General features: G+C 65.5%; 5 protein-coding genes. 3 read left to right on the forward strand and 2 right to left on the reverse strand.

Features of this window, described 5'->3' with window-relative positions:
* A partial coding sequence (locus VAE53_RS08285; RefSeq protein ID WP_322818903.1) for an LLM class flavin-dependent oxidoreductase occupies nt 1-927 on the reverse strand: 927 nt, incomplete at its 3' end.
* A gap of 158 nt (nt 928-1,085) precedes the next feature.
* Here VAE53_RS08285 and VAE53_RS08290 point away from each other — a divergent pair.
* Genes VAE53_RS08290 through VAE53_RS08300 form a run of 3 tightly spaced genes read left to right on the forward strand, consistent with a single transcriptional unit; the run spans nt 1,086 to nt 2,614 of the window.
* On the forward strand, nt 1,086-1,565 hold the full coding sequence (locus VAE53_RS08290; protein ID WP_322818904.1) for a MarR family transcriptional regulator: 480 nt from the start codon (nt 1,086-1,088) through the stop codon (nt 1,563-1,565).
* A 4-nt stretch (nt 1,566-1,569) separates the two neighbouring features.
* A complete protein-coding gene (locus tag VAE53_RS08295) occupies nt 1,570-1,887 on the forward strand; it encodes a hypothetical protein (protein WP_322818905.1) in 318 nt (105 codons plus the stop codon).
* Between the two features lie 55 nt (nt 1,888-1,942).
* The gene (locus VAE53_RS08300) at nt 1,943-2,614 is read left to right on the forward strand and encodes an A24 family peptidase (protein ID WP_322818906.1); all 672 of its coding nucleotides are present in this window, start codon (nt 1,943-1,945) and stop codon (nt 2,612-2,614) included.
* Here the strand turns inward: VAE53_RS08300 and VAE53_RS08305 are convergent.
* On the reverse strand, nt 2,615-3,026 hold a 412-nt coding region (locus VAE53_RS08305), incomplete at its 5' end, for a type II secretion system F family protein (RefSeq protein ID WP_322818907.1).

A 3,026-nucleotide genomic window follows, 5' to 3' on the forward strand; every position in this document is an offset into this window, starting at 1 on the left:
CGGCGTCCCGATACCGTCCGTCCCGCCGCCCAGGAAGTCGAGCTGTTCAGCGCCCATCGCCGCCTTCACCCGCTCATAGTTCTCCCAAATGTTCGTTCGCCCCGGCTTGTGGTGTCCGAAGACATAATGATGGCCAAGCCCGAACTGGAAGAACTTGAAACCGTCGAACCCCCGGCGGAATGCCTCCTCCCGGTCGTGGTGAATCGAGAAGCTCGTCACCATCGCGATGTTCGGGTTCACCGTATGCCCGATCGGCACGCACTCCCGTTTGAACGTCTCGTAATAGTCGTCGACCCATTTCTTCGCCTCCGCCGGATCGACGAAAGCGAACGTCAGCGCCCCGATGCCAAGCTGCGCCGCCAAGTGGATGGTCTCCCGGTTCGAGCACGCCACCCACAGCGGCGGGTGGGGCTTCTGGACCGGCTTCGGCACCACATTTCGGACAGGCATCGAAAAATACTTACCCTGGTAGCCCGGATACGGGTCCATCGCCATCATGTTGCAGACCTGCTCGGTCGTCTCCAGCCACATCGCCCGCCGCTCGGCCGGGTTGATGTTGAACCCCTCGAGTTCGGCCCGCGAAGCCGACTCTCCCGTGCCGAACTCCACGCGACCGTTCGAAACGAGGTCCAGGGTGGCAATCTCCTCCGCAATGCGCGCCGGCGGATTGTAGTTCGGCGGCATCAGCTTGATCCCGTGCCCGAGCCGGATCCGCTTCGTCCGCTGGCTGGCCGCCGCCAAAAACACTTCCGGGCAGGACGAATGCGAGTACTCCTCGAGGAAGTGGTGCTCCACCTCCCAGGCAAAATCGACCCCCAACCGGTCGGCGAGCTCCACCTGCTCGAGCGCATCCTGGAACAGTTTGAGCTCCGCACCGTCGTCCCATGGGCGCGGCAGCTGGTGCTCATAGAAAATTCCGAATTTCATTCGAGTCCTCCTACCCGGCGGAGTCTAGCAGAACCGTTAGCCCAATGCGAACCTCTTCCCGCTCGCTCGTGTCGGGCCCCCCATTTGCGCCTCGCCGGGGCGCCCGCCAGAATCCTCCTCCGGGACACGGGCGGAATTCGAACAGTCGGAGGAGTCTCGTGAGGCGTCCGCAACGCACCCAAGAACAGGAACGCGCCATCACCGCACTCTTCCGCGCAAGCGCCCTGCTCGACCCGATTCGACTCACCATTTGGGATCGCGAAAACCTCACCGTCACCCAACTTCGGCTCCTCGGGCACCTCGCCGAACAGGAAGGCCTCAGCAACGCCGAGCTCGCCGAGCGCCTCTACGTCACCCGCCCCTCCGTCTCCGCACTCCTCGAACGCCTCGAACGCGGCGGCTTCATCCGTCGCGAAGTCTCCACGCACGACCGCCGCAGCATCTGCATCTGGCTCCAGCCCCGTGGCAAAGCCGTCGTCGAGTCCCTCAGAGAAGAGCTGCGCGACTACGCCGCCGGCCTCATGGAGAGCATGTCTCCCGCCGAGCTCCTCGAATTCGCCCGCTCCGTCGAGCGCTTCGTCGAATCTGGCAGCCAACGACGCCGGCGCGACCTGCAGCTCGAGGACCCAGGCGACTGATAGCGTGGCAGACCAAGGCGCCAATATCCGGCTTGCCGATCTCCTCGCGACCGCATCCTCCTTGGCCGCCTACCGCCTCGAAACGTCGATCACCCTCCAGCACCTCCGCATGGCTCTCGCCTGCCTGGAAGGCCAGGCCACCTTCGAGTCACTGGGCGGGGGCGTTTCCCCACTCGTCCCCCGGCAGTCCCCGCCCGAACCCGACGATGCCGTTCGTACCTTCGCCCGGCGCTGGAGCGACCGGGTGGGAGGGCCGTTCCAACCGATCCCCGCCGAGCTCCTCGCCGAGCTCCGTGCCGAACTCGAACTTCCCCCAGATTGAAACCCTGAACCCCCGGCAGCTTGCCGGTACGCATCCTCCCGCCCATAGTCGCCGCGTGGATTGGCTCGTCGAAATCGCCGCTGGATTCGTCGGCGCCCTCCTCGGTTTCTGGTTCCCGGCCATCCAGCACCGTTGCTATCGGGAGGCCGCCTTTCGCGACGACCCCGCTTCCGGAACCCGCCTTTTCGCACTCCGGGCGTTCGCCGTCCCCGCCAGCGCCCTCGTGTGTGCCCTCGCCTTCCGCCCCGGCCAACCGAACGCTCTCGAATCATCCCTCACCGCAGCAGCCTGCCTCCTGCTCGTCGCTATCAGCTCCACCGACTTCGACCGCCGCCGCATCCCCAACCTCCTCGTCTACCCTGGCATCCTCGCCAGCCTCGCTGCAGCGCCCCTCTGGTCCACCCGCTCCATCACCGACATCCTCCTCGGGGGCGCGGCCGGCCTCGCCGCCGGCATCGCCCTCCTCATCCTTGGCACGATAGCCGGTGCCGCCGCCCGTTCGCGCGAGACCGCCTTCGGCATCGGCGATGCAAAGCTCATCTTCCTCATCGGCCTCCTCGTCGGGTGGCCCGCCATCGCCCGGGCGTTGGTCTTTGGCATCATCGCGGCGGGCGTCGTGGCTGCCGTCCTCATCCTCCTCCGCGGCCGCGGCGCCGTTTACAGCTACGGCCCCTACCTTGCGGCAGGGGCCGTCGTCGTGCTGCTCTGGTACGACCGATTCGGCTGATCAAAGGTTCTTGAGCTGAATAATCGCTGGACCGCCAATCACGATCATGATCGCCGGGAAAATAAAGAAGACGAGCGGAAACACCATCTTGATCGGCGCCTTGAAGGCCGCTTCCTCCGCCCGCTGACGCCGCTTCGTCCGGATCACGCCGGTCTGGACACGGATCACCCCACCGATGGAAATCCCCATTGCCTCAGCCTGCACAATCGCATTGATGAGCTGGCGCAGCTCATCCACGCCCGTGCGCTCCGCCATGTCGAGAAACGCGTCCCGTCGCGCGCGCCCCATCTGCACCTCGCGCATCGTTCGCGTCAGCTCCTCCGCGAACGGCCCCTTCACCTTCTCGATCACCCGCGTAAACGCCGCATCGATACCGAGTCCCGCCTCCACAGACGCCGTGATCAAATCGAAC

The organism is Tepidiforma sp. (assembly GCF_034432735.1).
Lineage (GTDB): Bacteria > Chloroflexota > Dehalococcoidia > Tepidiformales > Tepidiformaceae > Tepidiforma.